The organism is Pinibacter soli, from assembly GCF_029961145.1.
In the GTDB taxonomy this organism is placed as follows: Bacteria; Bacteroidota; Bacteroidia; order Chitinophagales; family Chitinophagaceae; genus Pinibacter; species Pinibacter soli.
In genome coordinates this window covers 23,794-46,021 of sequence record NZ_JASBRG010000007.1, presented here as the reverse complement: position 1 = coordinate 46,021, position 22,228 = coordinate 23,794, and the positions used below count along the sequence as shown (strand labels likewise).

Annotated in this window: 11 protein-coding genes and 1 pseudogene; 3 read left to right on the top strand and 9 right to left on the bottom strand. The window is 41.6% G+C overall.

Annotation, left to right across the window (positions count from 1 at the left end; all coding sequences use genetic code 11):
* Positions 1 to 78 precede the first annotated feature (78 nt).
* The 5 genes and pseudogenes from QJ048_RS11225 to QJ048_RS11210 all read right to left on the bottom strand — a co-directional run bounded on the left by QJ048_RS11225 (position 79) and on the right by QJ048_RS11210 (position 8,120).
* Positions 79 to 2,367 carry a GH92 family glycosyl hydrolase gene (locus QJ048_RS11225; RefSeq protein ID WP_282334444.1) on the bottom strand — a complete coding sequence of 763 codons (2,289 nt, stop codon included), beginning with the start codon at positions 2,365 to 2,367 and terminating at the stop codon, positions 79 to 81.
* Positions 2,368 to 2,587: 220 nt separating this feature from the next.
* Positions 2,588 to 4,033: a glycoside hydrolase family 125 protein gene (locus QJ048_RS11220; protein WP_282334443.1), complete on the bottom strand. Its 1,446-nt coding sequence runs from the start codon at positions 4,031 to 4,033 to the stop codon at positions 2,588 to 2,590.
* Positions 4,034 to 4,233: 200 nt separating this feature from the next.
* Positions 4,234 to 5,154 (bottom strand): endonuclease/exonuclease/phosphatase family protein, encoded by a 921-nt coding sequence (locus tag QJ048_RS11215; RefSeq protein WP_282334442.1) that lies wholly within the window; start codon positions 5,152 to 5,154, stop codon positions 4,234 to 4,236.
* Positions 5,155 to 5,443: 289 nt separating this feature from the next.
* A pseudogene (locus QJ048_RS23445) lies at positions 5,444 to 5,575 on the bottom strand (glycoside hydrolase domain-containing protein); the annotation flags it as partial.
* Between the two features lie 82 nt (positions 5,576 to 5,657).
* Positions 5,658 to 8,120: a glutaminase family protein gene (locus QJ048_RS11210; RefSeq protein ID WP_282334441.1), complete on the bottom strand. Its 2,463-nt coding sequence runs from the start codon at positions 8,118 to 8,120 to the stop codon at positions 5,658 to 5,660.
* Positions 8,121 to 8,537: 417 nt separating this feature from the next.
* On the opposite strand from QJ048_RS11210, the gene QJ048_RS11205 reads away from it, so the two are divergent.
* Complete coding sequence (locus QJ048_RS11205; RefSeq protein WP_282334440.1) at positions 8,538 to 9,980, top strand: arginine deiminase family protein; 1,443 nt, start codon at positions 8,538 to 8,540, stop codon at positions 9,978 to 9,980.
* 137 nt (positions 9,981 to 10,117) lie between these two features.
* Here the strand turns inward: QJ048_RS11205 and QJ048_RS11200 are convergent, their stop codons facing one another.
* From QJ048_RS11200 to QJ048_RS11185, 4 genes are all read right to left on the bottom strand, one after another.
* Positions 10,118 to 11,476 (bottom strand): MFS transporter, encoded by a 1,359-nt coding sequence (locus QJ048_RS11200; RefSeq protein WP_282334439.1) that lies wholly within the window; start codon positions 11,474 to 11,476, stop codon positions 10,118 to 10,120.
* A 94-nt stretch (positions 11,477 to 11,570) separates the two neighbouring features.
* Positions 11,571 to 12,341, bottom strand: coding sequence for an SDR family NAD(P)-dependent oxidoreductase (locus QJ048_RS11195; RefSeq protein ID WP_282334438.1), 771 nt, complete (start codon positions 12,339 to 12,341; stop codon positions 11,571 to 11,573).
* A gap of 141 nt (positions 12,342 to 12,482) precedes the next feature.
* Entirely contained in the window at positions 12,483 to 13,895 is a 1,413-nt protein-coding gene (gene uxaC, locus QJ048_RS11190) for a glucuronate isomerase (RefSeq protein ID WP_282334437.1), read from the bottom strand.
* Between the two features lie 318 nt (positions 13,896 to 14,213).
* Complete coding sequence (locus QJ048_RS11185) at positions 14,214 to 15,731, bottom strand: malate:quinone oxidoreductase (RefSeq protein WP_282334436.1); 1,518 nt, start codon at positions 15,729 to 15,731, stop codon at positions 14,214 to 14,216.
* Between the two features lie 1,431 nt (positions 15,732 to 17,162).
* Between QJ048_RS11185 and QJ048_RS11180 the strand changes: the two genes are divergently transcribed.
* Positions 17,163 to 20,960, top strand: coding sequence for a beta strand repeat-containing protein (locus QJ048_RS11180; protein ID WP_282334435.1), 3,798 nt, complete (start codon positions 17,163 to 17,165; stop codon positions 20,958 to 20,960).
* 105 nt (positions 20,961 to 21,065) lie between these two features.
* Entirely contained in the window at positions 21,066 to 22,067 is a 1,002-nt protein-coding gene (locus QJ048_RS11175; protein WP_282334434.1) for a type IX secretion system membrane protein PorP/SprF, read from the top strand.
* The last annotated feature ends 161 nt before the right edge of the window (positions 22,068 to 22,228 follow it).

The following is a 22,228-nucleotide window of genomic DNA, read 5'->3' as shown; positions in this document are numbered from 1 at the left end:
GTCATGATTTGTTACGATTAAAAAAAATCTTAATAGATCATAAAAATCATAACAATCTGTGTTCCTTCAACTTTCAATTTATTTAACCTCATTCGAAAAAGAATACGGAACCTCCGCCTTTGTCACCCCTCTCTGTTTATTTGGAGTGGCAGACATTGAGAAATTAAGTACTGCTCCTTTTTGCATGTCTGAATGGCTCAACCAGTTTTTAGTGTAGGGTTTGCCATTGTAGCTCATGCTGTTGATGTATACGTTTGATGCGCTGTTGTTTGCGGCATTGATTACAATCTGTTTTCCGTTTTCCAATTGAATGGTTGCTTTTTTAAAGAATGGTGTTCCTACTACATACTGATCTGTTGCGGGTGTAACCGGATAAAAGCCCAGTGCAGAGAATATATACCATGCGGAAGTTTGTCCATTGTCTTCATCGCCGCAATAGCCGTCTGGAGTTGCTTTGTACAGCTTGTTCATCGTTTGACGGATCCAATATTGCGCTTTCCATGGCGCACCTGCATAGTTGTACAGGTAAATCATGTGTTGGATCGGCTGATTGCCGTGCGCATACTGTCCCATGCCTGCAATCTGCATTTCACGAATTTCATGAATTACGCCGCCATAGTAACTTTCATCGTATGTTGGCGGCATAGAAAACACAGAATCCAGTTTGCTTACAAACTTTTGGTCACCACCCATCAGGTCGATCAAACCTTGCACATCATGGAAAACTGACCATGAGTAATGCCAGCTGTTGCCTTCAGTAAATGCATCACCCCATTTGAAAGGATTGAACGGAGATTGAAAACTGCCGTCTTTATTTTTACCGCGCATTAAACCAGTTCCTTTGTCAAAAATATTTTTATAGTTCATGCTGCGTTTTGCATACACTTCTATTTCAGCCCTTGGTTTGCCGAGTGCTTTACCTAATTGATAAATGGTGAAATCATCATAAGCATACTCCAATGTGCGAGCCGCATTCTCGCTAATATTTACATCGTAGGGAACATAACCAAGGTCATTATAGTATTTCACGCCAAATCTTCCTACTGAGCTATTTGGCCCTTCATTGTTGGCACCATGAATTAATGCTTCATACAAGGTATTGATATCATAACCACGCTGACCTTTGATGTAAGCATCTGCTACTACAGAGGCAGAGTTATTGCCGATCATGCACTGTGCAAGGCCCGGGCTTGACCACTCCGGCAACCAGCCGCTTTCTTTATAGTCGTTCACCAAACCCTCCTGCATTTCTTTATTGATGGATGGATAAACTAAATTCAGGAATGGATACAACGCACGGAAAGTATCCCAAAAGCCTGTGCCTGAAAACCTGCGCCCAGGCAGTATTTGTCCATTGTGCGGACTCCAGTGTACGGGTTTGTTGTTAGTATCCAACTCATACATTTTGTTAGGGAAAAACAATGTGCGATACAAGCAAGAATAGAATGTACGCACCTGATCAACAGTGCCGCCCTCTATTTTTAATGCGCCTAATTTTTTGTTCCACTCAGCTTTCGCTTTTGCAGCGGTTGCGTCAAAATTATCGCCGGCGATTTCTTTTTTTAGATTCAGTTCTGCTTGCTCGAAACTAATGAAAGATGTTGCAGTCTTTACATTTACACGTTCGCCCTGAGATGTTTTAAAACCGACAATCGCGCCGGTCTGATCTGCCTGCAATTCAAGCTTTCCGGTTAGTTCTTTACCGCTCCATGTATTGGAAACAGTAAACGGTTTGTCAAAATAAATAACAAAGTAGTTTTTGAAATTGGGCAATGGGCCGTAAGTGTATTTGGTTGAATAACCAACGATCTTCTTTTCTTCGGGAATTACTTTTATGTAAGAACCTTTATCAAACGCATCCACTACAATAAATGAACTATCGCTTTTGGGAAACGTAAAACGAAACTGTGCTGCACGTTCTGTTGGCGTTAACTCTGTTGTAACGTCCGCATCTGCAAGATACACACTGTAGTAGTAAGGCTTTGAAACTTCCGCCTTATGTGAGAACCAGCTTTGGCGGTCATCCTGCGTAAATTTTGTCTTGCCAGTTACCGGCATGATCGAAAACATTCCGTAATCATTCATCCACGGAGAAGGTTGGTGGGTTTGTTTAAAACCGCGGATCTTGTCTGCATCATACGTATAGCCCCAGCCATCTCCATTAGGTCCGGTTTGCGGCGTCCACAGGTTCATGCCCCATGGCATGCCGATAGCAGGATATGTATTACCATTTGAAAGGCTAGGCTTAGATTCCGTTCCCATCAAAGGATTCACCCATTCGACAGGATCATTCACCGTGTTCACAATCTGCGCAAAGCCAGCCATCGAGGCAAATGCCAGCGCAGCGGACAAAAAAGTTTTCTTCATGTTGGTCGTTTGTTATCGGTTGTTGGTTGATTCAAAAATGGAACGCAGATTTTCATGATTTTGATGATTTGTTATGATTTTTTTGGAGGTCAGCGATGGAATATGTATTGAGCATCGTTGCGTCGCACATTTCGACTGTAACACATTAATCAGCGACTTATTCTCAATATCAAAATCATAAAAAATCATGACAATCATGAAAATCTGCGTGCTTTCTCACTCAAATTAAATGCGGTCTCTCTTTATACACTTTCCATATAAACTCGCCGAAGATGGTGTTTGCCCATGCAAACCATGAACGGGTGAATTTTTCGGGATTGTCTTTATGGAAAGATTCGTGCATGAAACCCTTGCCACCATGCGTTTTCACCAACGTGTCGATGCAGTTTTTTATTTCGGCGTCGTTGTTACTTGTGAGGCCACGCATTACAATACTCATTGGCCAAATCATGTCTAACCCGATATGTGGGCCACCGGTTCCCTCCGCGACTTTTCCTTTAAAGAAGAAAGGATTGTATTCGGACAATACGAATTTTCTTGTGTTGGCAATAATTGGTGCAGCCTGCCCTTTATTGAACTGGGCCATGTTTTCGCCCAACAAATAAGGCAATGCCAATAAGGACGGAATGTTTGCATCATCCATCAGGTTCAGGCTGCTGTAACCATCAACTTCGTAGGCAAGTATTTTACCAAATTTGGGATGGTTGTACACTGCATGTTGAAAGATCGCTGCTTCAACCTGTGCCGCCAGAGCATTACACTCGTTTGCAAATGCTTTATCCCCGAATATTGTTTCAGCCATTTTTGCAAGTTTCCATAATGACACAACCGCAAAACAGTTTGAAGGAATTAAATAGGGATAAATTGTAGCATCGTCGCTTGGCCTGAACATCGAGCAAATTAAACCGTTTGGTTTAGCAGGATAGCCGTAGCCGCCCATCGGAACACCATCGGTCGCCCAGGCTGTCTTGCGTTGAAACGTATATGGACCCGAACCATTGAAGCGTTGTTGCTCTTTAAATGTTTTAACGATCAGTTTCATGGCGGTAAGCCAATGCTCGTCAAACGGCGTTTTATCACCCGTTGCTTTATAGTAGCCATGACTAAGCCTGATGGCATAACACAGGCTGTCAATTTCCCATTTGCGTTCGTGCACACCCGGCTTCATGTCCGTGATGTCACTCTCTTTCCATTCACTCACTTTGTTTTCATCTTTATAGAAAGCGTTTGCATAAGGGTCTTTAATAATAAACTTGCATTGCCTGTTAATTACACCGGCAATAAGCTGTTGCAATTTTTCGTCCTTTTTGCAAAAAGCAAGATAGGGCCACACCTGAGCCGACGAATCGCGAAGCCACATCGCATCAATGTCACCTGTAATAACATAAGTATCGGGCTTGCCGTCAATCATTTCAAAATCAACGGTAGTATCAAGCGTGTTTGGAAAACAGTTTTCAAATAACCAACCGAGCTCTTTGTTCTTTGACTTCGCTTTGAACTCAGTAATAGCGGCTTCGATAGCTGCGCTGTTGAAATGCCTTTTTTCAAGCGGAGTTCTTACCAAAGGAAAATCATTGCCAAGCGAAATACCACCGAATGTCCAATTGCTTACCATGGCCCCAGCGCCCAGTATGCCTGCATTTTGAATAAATTGTCTACGTTTCATATCGCGATTTTTAGAGAGGGAACGCTGATTTTCATGATTATCATTATTTGTCAAGATTTTTTTGGGAGGTCAACGATAGAATAAAAATTAAACATCGTTGCGTCGCACACTTGTACAGTAGAATATAAATGAGCGATGTAGCCTACATATTAAAAGATCATAAAAAATCATCAAAATCATGAAAATCTGTTCCTGTATTATTAATATTCTACTTCAATCAATACCGGAAAGTGGTCCGAAGGTACTCTTGCTTCGTAATGATACAAAGAAACTTCTTTTGGGAAATTCTTTGTCTGAATAGAATCTGTGCTAACGGGTATTTCGGCTCTGTAGGTATCGGTTAAGATGCCGTAGCGGAGCACTTTAAAATTTTTTGTCAGAAAAATATGATCGATGCGACTGGTTGTCTTCGTGTCTGTTTTAAAATCATTGAAAGTTCCGTTGGTCGCATATCGAATCTGTGAGGTTTCGTATGCATCGCGCAAGAGGCCCGAAGTGTCTAGCAACGTATAGCTTTCGTTCGTTTGATCAACATTAAAATCGCCGGTAAGGATCACAGGAATTTTCGTTTTCATATCCTGGATTTTTTTGAGGATCAGCTTACAGCTTTCTCTTCTTGCTTCCACACCAATGTGATCCATGTGCAGGTTGTACATGAAAAATATGAACCCCGTTTTCTTTTCCTTGAATTTGCCCCAGGAGCAAATGCGCGGCAACGCAGCATCCCAGCCTTTGTTGGGCTTATCGGTAATTGTGGACAACCAAAAATCACCATGATCAAGTACTTCAAACTTATCCGTCTTGTAGAAAATGGCAGAGTGCTCGCCTTTTTCTTTGCCGTCATCGCGACCAACTCCTATGTAGGTGTAACCCCGCAATGCGGCTTTCATTTCTTCCAGTTGTTTGTAAAAACCTTCCTGCGTGCCGAAGATGTCAAAGTCATGGAACCTGATTAACCCGGCAATGACCGGCAACCTTTGTCCCCAACCATTTGCGTGAGAGGAATCTCCACCGTTTGCATACCGGATATTGTATGTGCCTACTTTAAATTTTTGAGAATACACTGAATTCATTAACACTATTAGTAAAAGTGCAAATAAACCAAAGGTTCTTTTGTTCATAAAATTTAATTGCTTTACTATGCTATAATTGCGGCAAAAGTTATGAAAAATAACTTTTCGATAGCATAAGTTAAGTCAACCGAAAAACGAAAAAGTCAAAAGCGTTCAATACTAGGCTGTTTATCTTTTTGTAAGAGCCCGTGCAAAATATCTGCATTAACGTCGAAACGCAGCCTTCTCACTTTTGATTTTTTACTTTTCACTTTACACTTTACTCTAGTTTGCAATTAATGAAAATGGCCTGTCCTCTTTCAGCAAGCCTCTTGACTGGTTTGGTTTATCGCTTATATTAAAATTCCAGTAAACTGCCTTTGATAATGTCTGTATTACGAATAAAATTCTTCAAGTACACATTACCGTTTAGCGTCACATTTCGAATATAGACGTTGGAACGGCTGTTACCGTTGGCTTTGACCACAAATTGTTTTCTGGTGGTTTAAAGGGAAATACACAAAAAAAAGAATGGCTAGCAAGAGCCATTCAAAGTATGTTTTACAGAAAGATCATTTTCTAATGCCAAGTTCCTGGTTCTTCCATTTGTCTTCCAGCATTTTAATGTAGTAGCCGCCAACTACACTTCTTGCCTGGAAACCTACTTGTTGTCCATTGGTAGTTTCGTGCCAGTCGCTTAACGGAACTCTTGTAGGAGTTTCTTCGACGTATTTCAATAATGGTTTTACAAATGCCTGAAAATCTTTTTGGTTGTCGGCGAGTGTGGCTGTCCACACGATCCAGTCGGACTTAGTGTATGACTTTCTACTATCTAACGGCAATCCATACACGTTTTGTTTAGTAAGATAATATTTTACTTCTTTGACATACACATCTTTAGGGAACAAATTCAAGCCAAGCAGTTTGTCCCAAACCATATTATATTTCTGGCTCCATGTATTTTTTTTGTCAAATGTTAACGCGTAGTGGTCGCCGTCAGCCGCCATGGTGGCCCATTTTGCAGCCATTTCGCTTGCTGTTTTTTTATAAGTCTCAGCCGTTGCTTTTTCGCCTAATTGCTCAGCTAATTTTGCGTAAGCGCCCAATGCGATAATTGCTTTCACAGAAAGATTTGCATTGCGTGCAAGATGTCCTGCAAAGTCGTCGGTACACAATTGATTCGCAGGATCGAAGCCGGCTTTTTTCAGGTATGCTGCCCAAGCAGACAATGTCTTCCAGTGCTTGCGGGCATATGCTGCATTACCTTCTGCTTTGGCAATTGCTGCCGCACAAATGATCATGTTGCCCGATTCTTCTACAGGCATGTCTTCACCATAAGTTTGTCCGTTTGCTAAAGGATATGTTCCTAAATCGTGTGCAGCAAAAGGTTTCGTCCATTTACCGCTTTCGCTGTAATAGAAGATACCGGTCATCATTCCTTTCAGCAAATCCGGGTTATATAGGAGATACATAGGCGCAGAAGGATATGTAATATCAACGGTGTTTATCGAACCGTTACTGAAATTTTCTTTTGACAAGAAAAGAAGATCACCCTGCGGACTCTTTACAAGTTTGTGTGCTGCGATGCTTTGTCTGTACGCCAAAACACAAAGCTGTGCATAATCCTGCCCGCCGGATTCAAGCGCATTTTTATAAAGATCGGCATCGAATGTGTTACACTGAGAAATGACAGATTTGTAAGCAATGTTCGCATCTGCAAGTTCTGATTCAATGGTGCCGCCATTTTCCTTCCACCATGGCAATAAATTCTTTCCGAAGAATTGAACAGGGTTTATATCATCATATCCAATCATCACAAATTGCTCTGCGGCATTAGCCCCTACTTTACCAAAGGGAACAACTGTTGCCAGCGTCAAATGTTTGTCGGCAGAAGTTTTCGCAATGGTGCTCCTTTTGAAAGCCGCTAATGCATCTTCCGGCGTAGCAATGAACTGCGTAGCTTTGGAAGCTTTTGGAGCGGCTACATATAAATAACCCCAGTCAATGCGAACGTCGTCGCCTTTCTTTTGCAGGATGGGCTGCGCAACGGTTCCAGCTTTCAATATCAACAGGTCGCCCGTTGAATATGCACTCGTTGTAACGGATTGTGTTGGTTCATTCACTGCAAGATCTGTGGATGTTCCCAGGTACACATTTACATCGTGTTGTTTGCCATCTGTAGCAGCCACTTTTGTAGTGATATAGGAAACCGGACGTGCCATTATTTTAAGGTCGCTCATCAACAATGGGCTTGTGAATGTAACATCCAGTTTAACCGGGCCGCAGATAAAACTGTATGCTGTTTGTGTAGCACTGATGTTGACGTCCGTTTGTTTCGCATCTGAAATCGTGGTGCTTTCGTTAACTTGCTCTATCACTATGCCCGCATCCAAATATGCACCACCAGCGGTATTTGCGCAATGTATCGCCAACATGTTGTAGCCTTTTTTAAATGCAGAAGCATCAACAGGAATGTAAATGAACTTGCGTACCCAGCCATCTTTATTATATATTTTTTTGTCATTCAGATATACTTCTACGTTATCGTCGTGGTTAAGTTTAAGATAAATTTTTCCTGCAGGAAGGCTTGACATGTTGAAGGTTCTTCTCATCCAGAGGTTCTTGCTTTTCCATGTAGTAGCGCCTTTCGCATCAGTATTGTCACTAAACGGAGCGGGCCCTGTTTGCCATGCTTTATCATTAAATATGGCATTCATCCAATCTCCGCCGGGATTGGTTTCCGTATATTGTACTGAATAATTTTTCTCGTCAGCCGCAGGCAGAATGGTCAGAAATGTTTGTTCCTCCGCACCCATGAAACGATACACCTTATTGTCCACTTTTATAAGGCCGTTAAGAGACTGATCAGCACCTGTCCAATGTTTGGTGATTGATCCATTTAATTGATCCGTAAATGACCAAACGCTGAAATAAGTATCATGCGCGATCAAAGGATAAGCGGGCGCCTTGTGAAGTTGCGCTATCGATTGCACACTTAATCCCAATACAATTGCTGCAAGAAGTAATCTCTTCATGATGTAAGCGATCTTTTATGTGTTTAATAATCTAAAGATGTTTTAAGGTACTTTACAACATGCATTAATACAACTACCCAACCTTTTCAGTTATGTAATTTATCAAAATAAGCACGGGTTTCCGCAGACGATATCTAAAAAAAATGTTTTGATACTAGACAGTTTTCGTTTTTATTTTCTTAAAACTGATTTCGCTTTAATAGAGTCACTTTAGATACCGAAATCCCCATTCGCTGTCATTTTTTTTCCTGTAATAAAATCCATACATTTATTGCCTCTTATGCTTAATGTTCTGCAAATACAAAACATTTATTACGAACATCATTTCGGTTTCCTTGCCAAAATGTAGTGCGGGCGCAATGTCCGGCGATTTTTCGTACGCAGAACTTTCCTGATTTTTTCCATTTAATAAATTTTATGGCAACAAACACAAACGCATTGATGGTTTCATCAGAAATCGGCACATTGAAAAGATTACTCGTTCATAGTCCGGATAGCGGCCTTGGAAAAGTGGTTCCAAGCAAGGCACAGGACTGGCTTTTTGAGGACATCGTTCACCTTGATACGATTCGCAGAAAAGAATACGATTATTACACCAAAATCCTTTTATACTTTCTTGATCCCGGCAAAATCAAAGGCAATCTGCACACGATCGACAATGGCAAAAGGGATTTTTACAAACCCGACCATGCGTCTTTTTTCAGATCAGATAAGGTAATTGAACTGCAATGGCTCTTAGGGGAAATTTTGGAAGAGCATGATATAAAATTAAAGCTGGTCGCTTCTGTTTGTGCGATTGAGAATTGTCCGCATGCTACAGAACAGGAGCTGCTAAAGCTTTCAGGCACACATCTTGCGAAGGTCTTTATCACCGGCAGTCTTAATGAAGATGAAATGATCTTCCCTCCTATTCCCAATTTCATTTTTACAAGGGACATCGGTATTATCATTAACGATCACGTACTATTAAACAAACCGGCAAAAAAAGCGAGGACGAGAGAATCTCTTCTTGCCAAATACATTTTCTTTTATCATCCTTTCTTCAAGGAGTATCATGATAAAGTAATTGAGATCCCTGATACGATGCACCATTTCCTTTTGCCAAAAGGTGATGAAAAAAAGGTAACGCTTGAAGGTGGTGATGTAATGGTAGTTTCGAAAGACCACGTATTGATTGGTGTGAGTGAACGCACCAGCATGGAAGCTGCGCATCGCGTTACTAATATTTTATTTGAGAAAAATATTGTGAAGAAAGTGAGCATTGTAAAGATTCCGAAGAAGAGGGATTACATGCACATCGACACAGTGTTTACACAAGTAAAAAGAAACATGTGGGTGATGCTTGGAAGCTTCTCCCGCAAGGCGATTAAGATGGAAGATGCAGATGCCATTCAACGCATTTTGGAGGGCCACAAGAAAGAAGATAATTTAAAGATTATTCAATTCAGAAAGAAAGATATTGAGAATCCAAAATTCTTCAGCAATCTAGAAGATCTTTTAATAGACATTAGTGAGAACGATTTGAAATGCGAGGATAAAGTAAAATTCGTTTACTCGGGTAACAATCAATTTCCTTTTGATACTCGCGAACAGTGGACTGATTCCTGTAACCTGCTGGCGTTAAAAGAAGGTGTTGTGTTGGGTTACGACAGAAACGATAAAACGGTGGAAGCATTTAAAGAGGAGGGCTTCAACATTATCCACGCAAAGGAACTGATTGAAAAATTTGAACACGACGAAATCGACCCTGCCAAGCTCAAAGACACTTTGATATTAATGCCATCTGCCGAGCTATCCCGTGCCCGCGGCGGCTTCCATTGTATGAGCATGCCGCTGCTGAGGGAGGAAGTAGAGAGTTAATTGAAAATTGAAAGTTGAAAATGAAGGAATAAAGAACGCAGATCTTTATGATTGTCACGATTTATTATGATTAAAGAAAATCACGAAAATCTGCGTCCTCTCTCATTTTCAATTTTCAACTTTCCATTTTCAATTAACTAAAGATCAGTTATTGGCTTATGTTTTGGCACCAGCATTTTCATAATGGCCCAGGCTACAAGATAAGAGCTTGCACAAACACAGAACATAATAACGTAGGCTGTTTGTTTATCCCCCAGCTTTTCATAGTGATCCGTCAGGTTTCCAGCTGCCAGCTGCACCAGCACACCGCCTAAACCACCAGCCGCTGCACCAATACCGGTAACAGAACCAACTGCTTTTTTAGGAAACATATCGGACACTGTTGTAAATAGATTTGCGGACCACGCCTGGTGTGAGGCACCTGCAAGACAGATGATCGCCACTGCATAAATAACGGCATTCTGCCCAAACACAGAAACATTTCCAAAGTAATTGATGGACAATACAACCAATGGACACAAGGCGATGAGGAACATTGCAGTCATGCGGGCTTTGTATGTTGGCCATCCCTTGCTCATAAAAAACATTGGGATGCTACCGCCAAATACACTACCAATGATCGCTATACCAAACACGATAAATGTTGGCCACATCACCTCCTGTGTCGTCATACCGAATTGTTTTTTCAGGTAATCCGGCAACCAGAAAAGCAGGAACCACCAGATTCCGTCCGTCATGAATTTTCCAAAAAAGAAGGCCCATGTCTGGCGATAAGTAAGCAGTTTGAACCAGGAAATCTTTGTGGCTTTATCTTCTTCTTTCCCTGAAGCTGCAGCTTGCTCATCAGCATCGCTGTGGATATAATCATACTCAGCCTGGGAAAGTTTTGTGCCTTTCAATTTTGCAGGTGTATTGTATAACATAAACCAGAAAATCAGCCAAATAAAACCAGCAACGCCAGTAAATATGAATGCCAGTTTCCAACCGGGGTCGGCGCCAAAATGAATCAGGCACCATGGTACGAACAACGCGCAGATCATTGCACCGATATTTGAGCCTGAGTTGAAAATTCCGGTTGCCAATGCACGTTCTCTTTTAGGGAACCATTCAGCAACGGTTTTAATTGAAGCAGGAAAGTTGCCCGCTTCACCGGCACCAAACAAAGAACGGCAGATCATGTGCCAGGCGATCGTGTTTCCCACAAAAGCGTTGGCAATGCCAAAAATTGACCACACGATCAACGATAATGCAAGACCAAGTTTGGTTCCTATCTTATCAATAATAATTCCGGCAAATAAAGTGAAGCCGGCATAAAATGCAGTAAACACGGAAGTCACATAAGAGAAGTCTTTATTGCTCCATCCGAAACCCTCAGGAGAACAAAAATACTCTTTCAGAAAACCAATCACATTTCGATCCATGTAATTGATCGTTGTAGAAAACAGCAATAAGGCGCATATCGTCCAGCGATACTTTCCAATCGTTTGTTGATTCATTCTTTTTGTATTGTGGTCTTTATAAGGTTAATATTGATGAAGATAATCGAAATAATTTACTGCGACGCTTTCACCGACATTTTCAATTTTCAATTTATCTTCCCATCCAGCCACCATCCACGGTAAGGATCGTTCCGTGTACATATTTCGCAGCATCAGATGCGAGGAAAACAACAGCGCCTTTGAAATCCTCCACTTCTCCCCAGCGACCGGCAGGAATGCGATCAAGAATGGACTTACTTCTCTCAGCGTCATTTCTTAAAGCATCTGTATTATCTGTTGAAATATAACCAGGTGCAATGCCATTTACATTAATGCCTTTTGAGGCCCACTCGTTCGACATACCACGCACCAGCGCTGCGATTCCGCTCTTACTGGCTGCATAACCCGGCACATTGATGCCACCCTGGAAACTCAGTAAAGAACAAGTAAAAATAATTTTACCGCTTCCCCTCTGCAGCATATGATTGCCTATTTCTCGGGAAAGGATGAATGGTGCATCGAGATTTACGGCCATCACTTTGTCCCAATATTCATCAGGGTGTTCGCCGAAAGGCTTACGCATGATGATACCGGCATTATTTACAAGTATATCAATTTGTTGGTTCTCTTCAAGTATCTGCTTGATGAAAGCATACACTTGTGTTCTGTCTGAAAGATCCGCCTGATAAGCTTTATACTTTCTTCCAAGAGCCGTAATTTCTTTTTCAACATCGCTGCCCGGTTCCGTTTTGCTGCTGGCAACACCAATAATGTCTGCGCCAGCTTCTGCCAGTCCAAGTGCCATGCCCTTACCTATTCCCTTGTTAAAACCCGTTACCAGCGCAGTTTTGCCCTCAAGGCTAAATTTTTGTATAATACTCATTTAAGTTATTTTATTATTTCATGCTGAACACCTAACGCTGGTTGATAACAGTTACAAAAGCCGCACCAGACGCTTCGTCAGATGTTAAGCAATCTGCCTTCCGCGTTCCTTCATTCTCAATTTTCAACTTTCAATTTTCAATTACTTTAATTGCTTCCAGCCAAAATATTCCTTCGTATTGTTATAGCAAATATCTTGTACCATTTTTCCTATCCAAGCAATGTCGTTTGGTAATTCTCCATTCTCAATTTCATCGCCTAAAAGATTGCAAAGAATTCGACGGAAATACTCATGTCGTGGAAATGAAAGAAAACTTCTTGAGTCTGTTAGCATGCCTACAAAACGACTGAGCAGCCCCATGTTTGATAAAGCGTTCAATTGTTTTGTCATCCCATCTTTCTGATCGAGGAACCACCAACCTGAGCCCCACTGCACTTTTCCGGCTGCCGTTCCATCATTGAAGTTGCCGATCATTGTTGCAAACAATTCATTGTCGGCTGGATTCAGATTGTATAATATTGTCTTCGCAAGCTTATTTTTATTGTCAAGTGTATCCAAAAATTTAGACAATGCCCGTCCCTGCGGAAAATCTCCTATCGAGTCCCAACCTGTATCAGCACCAAGCTCCCGAAGCCTTCTTGTATTGTTGTTGCGCAATGCACCTACGTGATATTGTTGTACCCATTTTTTCTCCCAATCCCACTCGGCAAATGTAACCAGCATGGCAGATTTGAATTTTCTTATCTCCTCTGCGTCCGGAGTTTTACCGCTGCGAACTTTTGTAAAAATATTTTTAAGATCTGCTTCGGTGTAATCGTCTGCAAACAAATGTTCCAGACCATGGTCAGAAACAGTACAACCATTTTCCGCAAAGAACTCATGACGTTTTTTCAACGCCTTGATATAATCATGATAAGATGAAATTGAAATGTCGGACGCCTTTTCTAACCTGCTCATGTAATTATTAAATGAAACAGGATTGTCGATGTTCATCGCAGCATCCGGCCTGAAGGCAGGCCTTACTTCAATCTCACAATTTTCTTCCCTTAATTGTTTATGAAAAAGCAAGTCATCAACAGGATCATCTGTTGTACAAACCAGTTTCACATTTACTTTTTTCAACAACCCACGCACCGCATATTCAGGCGTTTGCAATTTCTCTGAGCAGGTATTATAAATGCTTCGCGCCATTTCTGGTTTTAACACATCGTGTACATCAAAATAACGTTGTAACTCAAGGTGGGTCCAGTGATACAAAGGGTTGCGCATGGTGTAAGGAACGGTTGCTGCCCATTGTTCAAACTTTTCCCAATCGCTTGCGCCGCCGGTGCAGTAATGCTCGTCAACGCCGTTTGCACGCATCGCTCTCCATTTATAATGATCTCCATACAACCAGGCCTGCGTTATATTTTGAAAGGCTTTGTTCTCTGCAATCTGTTGCTGAGGCAAATGATTGTGATAATCGATTATCGGCATCTGCTTCGCGTATTCATTATACAAACGCTGAGCTGTTTCGGTGTTTAGCAGAAAATTTTCGTCGAGAAACTTTTTCATAAAGCATTATTTTTTGCTGAAGGCTTGGTACTTAACACTAAACGCAAATTATCACATTCGCGTTAAACGTTGCCATTTAGCGTTGGCGTTGAACATTCTGCGAGTTTACACAATATATTTTTTATAACATGACTCTTTCGTCAAAAATAATTGCGCAACCGATAGTCCTGTCGTTACATTCCTTCAAAAACAAAGCTGCTTTGCAAAGGCGACCTTTGCAAAGCAGCTTCTCATGTATTTCAATTGGTCAAACCAATTTTGCTGCATCTTTATTTTTGAAACCTTATTCGGTTGGCAACAGAGCGAATCCAATTCGCCCTACAGCGCTTCTACAAGCTGTACACTTTTCAAACCGAGCAGCTCACTGGTTCTTTCACGTGTTTGCTGCGCAAGTGCTTTATTCTTACTTAAAGGAATGCCGTAAGATGGGATCATTTCTCTCAATTTCACACTCCAGTCTCCCGCAACGTCATTTTTGAAGCAACGTTCGATCAGGTTAAGCATGATGGAAACAGCAGTAGACGCGCCGGGAGATGCTCCCAACAATGCCGCGATGCTTCCGTCAGCAGCGCTTACTACTTCTGTACCAAACTCAAGCACGCCACCTTCTTTCGGATCTTTTTTAATTACCTGTACACGCTGGCCCGCAATTTCAAGTTCCCAATCTTCCATTTTTGCTTCAGGAAAATATTCTTTCAAGGCATCCAGTCTGTCTTCGGGTGACTGGCGAACCTGCTCGATCAAATATTTTGTCAGAGGAATATTGTGGAAACCAGCAGCCAGCATCGGGCGGATATTATTTACTTTAATTGATAAGGGCAAATCGAGGTATGAACCATTTTTCAGGAACTTAGTAGAAAAACCGGCATAGGGTCCAAAGAGCAATGCTTTTTTGCCATCAATCATTCTGGTATCCAAATGCGGAACGGACATTGGAGGTGCACCAACGGAGGCCTTTCCGTATACTTTTGCATTGTGTTTCTCAATAATTGCCGGATTGGTACATTTCAACCACTGGCCGCTTACCGGGAAGCCGCCGAAGCCTTTTCCTTCAGGTATGTCAGATTTTTCGAGTAATGGTAAGGATCCGCCGCCAGCTCCAATGAAAACAAACTTTGCCTTTATGTCTCTTTTACGTTTCGAGTCCAAATCCTTTACCGTAATGTCCCATCTTTTCCCATCTTTTGTTCTCTCGATATCTTTTACATCGTGGTTGAGATGAAAATGTACACCGGGCTGTTGTTTCAGATAGTCAAACATGCTTTTGGTCAAGGCGCCAAAATTCACATCTGTACCAATATCCATACGGGTCGCCGCTACCTTATCGCCTTCGTTACGGCCTTCCATAATCAGTGGAACCCATTTTTTGATTTCATTATTGTTTTCGGAATATTGCATTCCTTCAAACAAATGGTTCTTCGTTAACGCTTCGTAACGCGTTTTCAGGTAAGAAACATTTTTTTCACCCCATACAAAGCTCATGTGAGGAATGCTTCTGATAAATGTTTTGGGATGCTGAACAATATTATTCTGAACAAGATAGGCCCAAAACTCTTTTGACACTTCAAAGGATTCTGCGATCTTAATTGCTTTCGACGTTTCAACAGAGCCGTCTTCCTTTTCCGGAGTATAATTTAATTCGCAAAAAGCCGAGTGACCTGTACCGGCATTGTTCCATGCGTCGGAGCTTTCTGCAGCTGCCACATCCAGGCGTTCAAAGATTTCGATAGTTAAATTTGGCTGTAATTCTTTAAGCAAAGTTCCAAGTGTTGCACTCATTATTCCTGCCCCAATTAAAACCACATCTGCTTCCTGTAAGTATTTTTCTTTACCCATTGGTTTCCTTTCAGGCCGCAAAATTCAGTCAAAATCATTTAATCTGGATATTTTTTTTAATGAATTTCTTACAACAAGCATAAAATTCATATTCAGCAAGGCATGGACTCCTTTCATTTATATATATAGTAATGAAAAACATTTATGAACCACGTGAAATTCAAAGTGTAACGGTCAAATGCTTACTGGCGTTAGCCGGAGCTGATTAACTGACTAGTTGAATAGCTGGAAGACTAAGCAACTGAATCGCTGAATGGTTGATGCTAGATTCGGGAACGGTTACATGAAAAGATCATTGACTCTATTATATAAATACAACGAAAGTGAAAAAGAGAAGAACAGATGATTCGCTCACTAAGTTTTACCAGATCTTTTTTTTACTACAGACATAAGAGATTTTTTTTCACCGAGTGAAGGAGATTTGCGAACGTCTTCTCTTTTTCTCCGTGGTTGAAGAAAAGGCAGTAGTTACACAAATGTATAATCGTAAAATCACTTGTTGGATTTACTATCATCTAAGTATATGCGTTATACGTTGACTTTAACACATCCGAAAGTGAATCTGTTTTTTGTGAGATAAGTAAAAGGCTTACTTTATTCGAAGTTCTTAAAAGACACAGAAACGTGTAACCGCATTTCTCCGATCAAAATTTCGCTTGAAATTATTTTCGCAATCTGTAATTTATTGAAAGTAAAAGAGAGCCGCGGGTAGAAATTTGTCCGTATAAACGAAAAAATATTAATGGAAAGTAAAAAATAAAACTTCAAATTTCGCGTTGTAAGGTAAAAATAGAATATCGCATAGAGTAACAATTCGTTTTCGGCCGGTAGTTTTAGTGAGGCAAACCATTTAAGAGGATAAAAGAAAACACTTAGAGAAAATAGAAAGGAAAACTTAGAAAAATGAATTGCGGCTTTGGGTCTTTTACGAAGACGTTTTTCGTAGAAACTCAAAAAAAGTTATTGCATTAAAATATTTTTATTAATATTACCCTGTGAATTGAAAAATTCAACAATAAATCCAAAACCATGAATCAAATTTCCAAATCCCTTACCAACATGTCACACCGGCTAAAACGCCCGCCCACAGCTGATTTTACGAAACAGCCACACATTAATCAAACCATATTGTGCTGTCACTGCAAAGCATTTATCCATCGACGTGAGATATAATTGATGAGCAATAAAGCCTGCTACCCTATAGCAAGGACGAGTTGTTTTGAACAGTGAAAGAAATGCAAGCATTTTAAAAAATGTGGTGGAAATTCCAGCTCCCGCTATAGCAGATATATTATCTGAACAGGTGTTTATTGACCAGCAAATAGCTAGTTATAAAATCCTATACTTATGTTTACGCATAACATGAATCCAAGATCCTGCGTGCAATACTGTTTAGAAAAATCCAAACTCAAAGGCCTACTTTGTTTAGCCTTGACTACCTTATTATTGTTTTCAAATCTCTTTACTTACGCAGGAGACGCGGCAGCTACTTCTACGCTGTTTATTATCAAGACTCATGCCACAGCCGACAATATTGATAAAAATATTGTAAACGTTCTTGTGGTTGACGGAACGAATACTCCTTTGCCGGGGCAAAGCGTTGTATTTACAGTAACGAGTGGCACTGCCACTTTTGTTGGATCAACAACTGTGCTAACAGATGCCAGCGGTAACGCACAGATATCACTAACGAGCAGCCTTGTGGGTGTAGTTAAAATATCGGCAACGGTTAATGGCGCTCCGCTTTCAAATGGCGATCCAGCTACTGTTGATTTTGCTGCGGGATCACCCAGCATTACAAATCCGTTGACGGCTATAACTGTTGTAACTGACAATCAAACGGCAGATGGAGTTGCCAAGAACGTTGTAAAAGTGCACGTGGTGGATGCCAACGGAAATCCGGTTTCAAACCAGGATGTAAATTTCAGCGCTAACATCGGAGGTTCCGGTGTTAGTTACGTTGTAAAAACAGATGCAAATGGCGATGCTATTTTGCCATTGAGCAGTACGACTGCGGGAAGTGTAACTGTTACTGCCAAAATAAACGGGGTAACGGTGCTTAATGCTCCTGCTATAGTTCACTTTACAGCGGGGCCTCCAGACACAAATCAGGCGGGTACCAGAATAGGGATTTCAGCGAACGGCCGTATGGCAGATGGATCAAGCACGGATCAGGCAACAGTAATAGTCGTTGACGCGAACGGCAATCCGGTACCTGGCGCCACAATAACATTCACTGTAAGCACTGGGAGTGCCACAATCGTCGGTTCTGCTACAGTTACAACCAATAGCGCAGGGGTTGCATCTGTGTATCTGACAAGCACCGTTAGTGGAACCAACTTAATTACTGCAACAGTAAACGGTACGCCAATTAAAAATGGCAGCCCTGCTGAGGCGGTGTTTAGTGCTCTCCCTCCATCTCTAAGCAATCCCCTGACAAAACTATTTGTATCTACTGATAATGCAGCCGCAGATTATTCGTCAACCGATGTAATTGTTGCTCACATTGCAGATGCTGCAGGTAACGGTGTTCCGTATATAACAGTGGTGTTTACAAAAACAACGGGGAGTGGTGTATTTGTAGGCTCTACGACGGTAGTGACCGATGCAAATGGTAATGCCACAATTAAAATGATAAGCACTTTTGCCGGTGATAATTATATCACCGCAACTGTTAGCGGTAGCCCGATCGTAAACGGAAGTCCTGCTGTTGCAACCTTTGTGGCAGGGGCGCCTACTATATATAACCCTGGGACCGCATTAAGTGTTGTTGCCGACAATGCAAAGGCTGACGGCACCGCAACCGATAAAATTAAAGCGCATATCGTTGACGTAAACGGTAACCCTGTTCCAAATGCATCTGTAACATTCTCAAAATCGACGGGAAGCGCATCATTCGTAGGTTCTGTAACTGTAACGACCGATGCAAACGGAGATGCTTTTATAACAATGACAAGCACCGTTGCAGGATCGAACAATATTACAGCTACCGTAAATGGAAGCACAATTGCATACGGAAGTCCTGCAAAAGCTAATTTCGTAGCAGACGTTCCGGCAGTATCAAATCCTTTAACAACAATCAGTGTTACGGTAAACAATGCCAAAGCTGACGGATCAGCTACAGACCAAATTAAAGTGCATGTAGTTGATGCGAACGGAAATAATGTAGCAAATGCGACAATAGTATTCACACAAGCGAGTGGCAGCGGCACATTTATCGGCGCACCTACAGCGACAACAGATGCAAACGGTGATGCATTCATCTCCATGACAAGCACCGTAGCAGGCTCTAACGATATTACCGCAACAGTAAACGGAGTTGCCATAACAAATGGCAGTCCTGCAAAAGTGGTGTTTGTTGCAGATGCACCTAACACAACAGTTCCAACAACCAATATAACAATTACAAAAAATAACTCAATAGCTGACGGAACAGATGCTGACAAAGTAAAAGCTCATATTACCGATGCGAACGGAAACCCTGTTGCAGGTGCAACTGTTGTGTTCACCAAATCAAACGGCAGCGCAACATTCTCCACTCCGGTGACAGTTGTAACAGACACCAATGGCGATGCTTTTGTGAGTTTGACCAGCATAATTGCCGGCTCTAACGACATTACAGCAACTGTAAATGGTGTGGCAATCACAAACGGCAGCCCTGCAAAAGCAACATTCAAAGCGAACGCTCCTTCTGTAACCAATCCGGCAACAGCAATTAGTGTTGTCCAGGATAATGCGAAGGCCGACGGCACTGCTACAGATAAAATAAAAGTGCACGTGGCTGATGTGAATGGAAACGCGGTCGCAGGAGCAACTGTAACCTTTACTTCTACCAGCGGCAGCGCGACTTTCAGCGGTACCACCACGGTTACGACTGATGCTAACGGTGATGCTGTTATTTCGATGACAAGCACTGTTGTGGGATCAAATACGATCACAGCAACAGTAAACGGAACGCCAATTGTCAATGGCAGTCCGGCGATAGCGAGCTTCATAGGCGGTGTTCCATCTGTGAATGTACCGGGTACTAAAATAACTGTTACGAAAAATGATGCGAATGCAGATGGTGTTGCCGTAGACAACGTAACTGTTCACGTTACCGATGCAAACGGCTTCCCTGTTGCGGGTGCAACGATCGACTTTGCAAAATCTGGCAGTGCGACATTTGTAGGCACTACTACCCTTACCACTGATGCTAATGGAGATGCGACCATCTCTTTAACAAGCACAGTTGCAGGCATCACTAATGTAACTGCAAAAGTGAACGGTACAGACATCATCAATGGAAGTCCTGCGAAAGCAAACTTTAAATCAGGCTCTGTTGACGTAAATAATCCTGCAACGAAAATCACTGTAGTAAAAGATTCAGCGTTTGCTGATGGTGTTGATGCCGACTCAATCAAAGTGCATGCTGTAGATGCCAACGGAAACCCTGTAGCTGGCGCAACAGTGGTGTTCACTAAAAAAGATGGCAATGGCATTGTAACAGGTACTGTTACTGTAGTTACTGATGCAAATGGCGATGCGACTATAGGTATCACCAGCAATAACCCTGGCGAAATAAATGTCTCTGCAAGCATTAATGGCACTCCGCTTACAAATAATAGTCCGGTAAAAATTTCTTTCAGACCGGCTATCGACTTTACCAATGCACTTACGACGATCAGCGTGGTAAAAGACAGTGCAATAGCAGATAACATAGCTGTTAACATGGTGAAAGTTCACCTGGTTGATGCAGCTGGTAACGCAGTTGCCAACGTGCAGGTCGATTTCAATGTAGCTTCAGGTACTGCAATCATTGTATCGCCAATGCCTGTTGTAACAGATGCAAACGGAGATGCGATCATAAGTCTTACCAGCGGAGCAGTTAATGAAGCTTCGATCACCGCTAAAGTGAAAGGCATAGCTATCACAAATGGCAGTCCTGCAAAACTTCACTTTATCGCACAATCGATCGACATTATCGTGGCCAAAGTATTTACACCAAACAACGATGGTATCAACGACATCCTGAAACCAATTGTAAGTGGAGTTCCTGAAATAAAAACATTTAGCATCTATAACAGATGGGGCAATTTGATCTTCTCTACAAAAGATATCAATACCGGTTGGGATGGCACTTTGAAAGGTGTACCGCAGCCAATTGAAACCTACCTGTGGTTTGCTGAAGGAATCGATAAGAACGGCAAAGTTATTCAGAGAAAAGGAATGGTAACGCTGGCGAGATAATTAGGAATTAGAAACTAGAAATCAGAACCTACAAATAAAGAATGATCAAAAAACTGTTTTAACAATATTTGACGATTAGTCACCATGACTAAACTACTACCTGTTATGAAAAGACAAAATAAAAAATCCAATTTTAAAGAACTAGTGAGGTTTGGTTTCCTTGTACTGGCGCTTGCTTTGTACAACATGATTGCCCATGCACAGGAGATGAACTTTTCCCGTGTGCAGGACATGGCGATATGGTACAACCAATCGTTAAAGACTGACAGACAAATGAGCCTTAAGCTGAATTACAGAAATGTAAACTACCAGGGACTCCTCGCTTATAACTCTGTGTGTGCTATGCTTGATGCACCTTTGTTGTCGAAATCAGCAAAAGAAAAAACCAACTCGGGTTACTTCAGTATAAGTGCTGGTGCAGCATCTGATAAATCTAATCAGGGTATTTTAAGCAATTCGCTTGGTTTGCTTGGAGTGTCTTATGCATTGCCGATCTCATCAAACGAAGTATATGCATCACTTGGTTTCCAGGCGATGTATTATCAAAGTAAAATGAATACATCCGGCATCGCTGCCTTTCCTGATCAATTTGATCAGTATGGCCCGATCAATGGCAAACTTAGTATTGACCCGGTTGCGACAGGTTGGTCCTACGGCTATTTCAATTTTAATGCGGGCGCTTCAGTTTTCAGCAACAGCCAATACAACAAGTGGTATCTAGGAGCTTCAATACTTCATGTAAACACTCCTTATACTGAACGTTCAAAGAGTGAAACATTCAAAGCGAAACGTGCATTGAGCGTACAAGGGGGCTACAAATACATTACCGCAGATGCAGATGAAGTTGCTGTTAACATGTCGCTAAACTGGCAGAGCAATGCATACAAACATTATTTCAACGTGTCTTATTTAAAGGCGATCCCGAGCATGGAAGGTGGTGTTGGCTTTGGTATTGGCTATCGCTACAATGACGCTGTTGTTCCTAATGTCGATTTGCGATACAATAAGGCGACGATTGCACTATTGTACGATATAAATATTTCAAGCATTAACGCTGCGGGTTACAGACGTACAGGTCTGGAACTTGCACTAAAACTTGATTTCTAATAAATCAAGTTGCTAGACAAAACCCCAAAACTGTTAAAACGAAAAAACTGTATTTATGAAACCTGACATAACCGATTTTCCAACCGTGGAAAATAAGATGCATGTTTCGCCCGCCAAATTGAATTTGTCGGACTCAAGACTGTTAAATAAAAATCTGTCGA

Coding starts and splice junctions, on each gene's coding strand:
- QJ048_RS11220 (WP_282334443.1), bottom strand. CDS start 4,033: ATGAAACGTAGACAATTTATTCAAAATGCAGGCATACTGGGCGCTGGG.
- QJ048_RS11225 (WP_282334444.1), bottom strand. CDS start 2,367: ATGAAGAAAACTTTTTTGTCCGCTGCGCTGGCATTTGCCTCGATGGCT.
- QJ048_RS11205 (WP_282334440.1), top strand. CDS start 8,538: ATGGCAACAAACACAAACGCATTGATGGTTTCATCAGAAATCGGCACA.
- QJ048_RS11215 (WP_282334442.1), bottom strand. CDS start 5,154: ATGAACAAAAGAACCTTTGGTTTATTTGCACTTTTACTAATAGTGTTA.
- QJ048_RS11175 (WP_282334434.1), top strand. CDS start 21,066: ATGAAAAGACAAAATAAAAAATCCAATTTTAAAGAACTAGTGAGGTTT.
- QJ048_RS11185 (WP_282334436.1), bottom strand. CDS start 15,731: ATGGGTAAAGAAAAATACTTACAGGAAGCAGATGTGGTTTTAATTGGG.
- QJ048_RS11210 (WP_282334441.1), bottom strand. CDS start 8,120: ATGAAGAGATTACTTCTTGCAGCAATTGTATTGGGATTAAGTGTGCAA.
- QJ048_RS11200 (WP_282334439.1), bottom strand. CDS start 11,476: ATGAATCAACAAACGATTGGAAAGTATCGCTGGACGATATGCGCCTTA.
- QJ048_RS11195 (WP_282334438.1), bottom strand. CDS start 12,341: ATGAGTATTATACAAAAATTTAGCCTTGAGGGCAAAACTGCGCTGGTA.
- uxaC (WP_282334437.1), bottom strand. CDS start 13,895: ATGAAAAAGTTTCTCGACGAAAATTTTCTGCTAAACACCGAAACAGCT.